The organism is bacterium, assembly GCA_021372775.1.
GTDB lineage: Bacteria > Acidobacteriota > Polarisedimenticolia > J045 > J045 > JAJFTU01.
The window spans coordinates 1-2,509 of record JAJFTU010000114.1 but is presented as its reverse complement, the minus strand read 5'-3'; the positions used below and the strand labels follow the sequence as shown (position 1 = coordinate 2,509).

At 71.1% G+C, this 2,509-nt stretch carries 3 protein-coding genes; 1 reads left to right on the top strand and 2 read right to left on the bottom strand.

What is annotated here, in order from left to right; genetic code table 11:
• A partial coding sequence (locus LLG88_04015) for an efflux RND transporter periplasmic adaptor subunit (GenBank protein ID MCE5246072.1) occupies nt 1-1,052 on the bottom strand: 1,052 nt, incomplete at its 3' end.
• A gap of 233 nt (nt 1,053-1,285) precedes the next feature.
• On the opposite strand from LLG88_04015, the gene LLG88_04010 reads away from it, so the two are divergent.
• Complete coding sequence (locus LLG88_04010; GenBank protein ID MCE5246071.1) at nt 1,286-1,891, top strand: TetR/AcrR family transcriptional regulator; 606 nt, start codon at nt 1,286-1,288, stop codon at nt 1,889-1,891.
• A gap of 83 nt (nt 1,892-1,974) precedes the next feature.
• Here the strand turns inward: LLG88_04010 and LLG88_04005 are convergent.
• Nucleotides 1,975-2,509 (bottom strand): hypothetical protein (locus tag LLG88_04005; GenBank protein MCE5246070.1); only part of this gene is annotated, 535 nt, incomplete at its 5' end.

Genomic DNA, 2,509 nt, shown 5'->3' with positions numbered 1-2,509 from the left:
TCGACGAGCCAGTTCGCGCCGAGGGCCCGCTCCGCCTGGACCTTGCGCAGCTCGACCTTGCCGTCGCGTCCGAGCACGAGGGCCGTCGCGTTCCCCTGCCCGTCGCGGGTCACGCCGCGCTGCGGCGCGAGGACCGCGCGCGGAACCTCGCCGGTCTTCACCGTCGCCCGCACGAACATCCCCGGCAGCAGCACGCGGTCCGGATTCGGGAAGACCGCCCGCAGCGTGACGGTGCCGGTGGACTGCTCGACCGTGGCCTCGGAGAGCGCGAGGCGTCCGGGAAGCGGGTACTCCGTCCCGTCCTCGAGCGTCAGCCGGACCTCCGCCTCCGCCGCGTCGGGACGCTGCAGTTTCCCGTTCGCCAGATCCCGCTTGAGGCGCAGCAGTTCGGCGCTCGACTGCGTGACGTCCACGTAGATCGGATCGAGTTGCTGGACCGTCGCCAGCGCGTTCTGCTGGCCGGCCGTCACCAGCGCACCCTGCGTGACCGCGGAGCGGCCGACCCGCCCGGCGATCGGGGAGACGACGCGCGTGTAGCCCAGATTCACTTTGGCCGCGTCGAGCGCCGCCTTGTCCGCGGCGACGACCGCGATCCCTTGCCTCACGGCCATCTGCGCGTCGTCGTTCTCCTGCTCGCTCACCGCCTTCGTGCGGACGAGATCCGCGTAGCGGGTCGCCTTGACCTGCGCCGTCGCCAGCGTCGCCTCGTCGCGCGCCAGCGCCGCCGCCGCGCTGTCCGCGGCCGCCTTGTAGGTCGCCGGCTCGATCTCGTAGAGCAGCTGTCCGGCCGCGACGTCGCTGCCTTCCTGGAACGGCCGCCGGCGGACGATGCCGCCGACCTGCGGGCGGATTTCGGCGACGACGTAGGGGGCGGTGCGCCCGGAGAGGACGGTCGTCAGGACGAGCGGACGCTCTTCCAGCGCGACGACGCCGACTTCCGGCGTCGGCGGCGGTCCCGGGTTCGCCTGCGAACGGGAGCAGCCGGGAAGCAGAAGCGCGCAGCCGCACGCGGCGGCGGCAAGAAGCGACGGCAACGGGAGATTCGAACGCATGCGCATTCCTCTGTCTGAGGCGTCGGCCCGCCGCCGCCCGCGGAACCCCGCGGGAAGGGGCGATCGGTCAGGGCAGTTCCGCATTAGAGCAAACATTCACTCTAGAACGAATGTTCATTCTGATTGAAAAGAGCGCATCGTCAAGGCTAGAATGAACATCCATTCGAGAAATCCGAGGCAGACCCGGCGCCACAATGGCGACTGTCACCGGACAACGAAAAAGAGGAACGGCAATGGACGTCGAATTGACCGGCGGAACGGAGTCAAGATCGGAGGCGCGGCGCCGCCAAATCCTCGACGCGGCGGCCGACTGCTTCCGCCGCTACGGCTTCCACGCCGCGACGATCACCAACATCTCCGAGGCGGCCGGGATGAGCGCCGGCCACATCTACCACTTCTTCCCCAACAAGGAAGCGATCGTCCGCGCGATCATCGAGCAGAACGTCAAGGCGACGCCCCCCGAGATCGAGAAGCTCTTCGCCACCGCGGACATTCTGGAGCCGCTGCTCGACCGGCTGGACATCCCGGTGGACGAGACGACCGATCCGCGGCGCGCCGCGCTGGAACTGGAGATCCTGGCCGAGGCGACGCGGAACCCGCAGGTGCTCGAGGCGCTCCGCGCCGCGGACGTCGTCAACCGGGAGCGGTTCCGCTGGGTGGACGAGCGGATCCGGGCGGCGAACCCGTCCCTGTCGCAGAAGTCGTTCGAGGCGCGCGCGGAGGTCCTGATGGCGTTGTTCTCGGGGCTCTTCATCCGCGCCATCGTCAATCCGCAGCTCGACAAGGCCGCGGTCACCGACATGCTGCGCGTCATCGTGCGGACGCTGATGGAGGCGTGACCCGGCGGACGACGGGCGCCGCGCGCCGCGAAGCGTCCGACGAGCCCCGCTGAACGCCCCGAGCGCGCCGCGCCCTCCTTCGTTCAGCGATCGGTCGTCGTCGCCTTCCAGCGCAGCTCCAACGCCGCCAGCAGCGGTTCGAGCTGCGCGTTCCAGAACGCCCAGTCGTGCTTCGCCCCCGGAACGATCGCGACCGTCGCCGGCAGGCGGAGCCCCTCCAGCGCCTCGCGAAGGGCGGCCGTCTGCGTTGAAGGGACGACCGCGTCGGCCGCGCCGTGCGCGAGCCAAACCTCGACCCCTTGAAGCCCCGCCGCGAGCGCGCGCGAATCGCCCCCTTCGCCGCGCCAGCGCGCGGCGAACCGTTCCCGCGGACCGAAGACGACGGCGTGGATCCGCGCCTCGCCGCTCGCCGGATCGAGCGCCGCGAGGTCGTACGTCCCCGACAGGGCGCCGACGAAGCCGAAGTCGGTGCGGCGAGCGGCGAGGACCACCGCGCCCCGCGCGCCGGTGGAGTAGCCGACGACGGCGACGCGCCCCGGATCGTTCGCCAAGGAGAAGCGCCGGCGCGCCTCCGGCAGGACGACCTCCTCGATCCAGCGCGTCCCCGGCGCGCCGTTC

Coding starts and splice junctions, on each gene's coding strand:
- LLG88_04010 (MCE5246071.1), top strand. CDS start 1,286: ATGGACGTCGAATTGACCGGCGGAACGGAGTCAAGATCGGAGGCGCGG.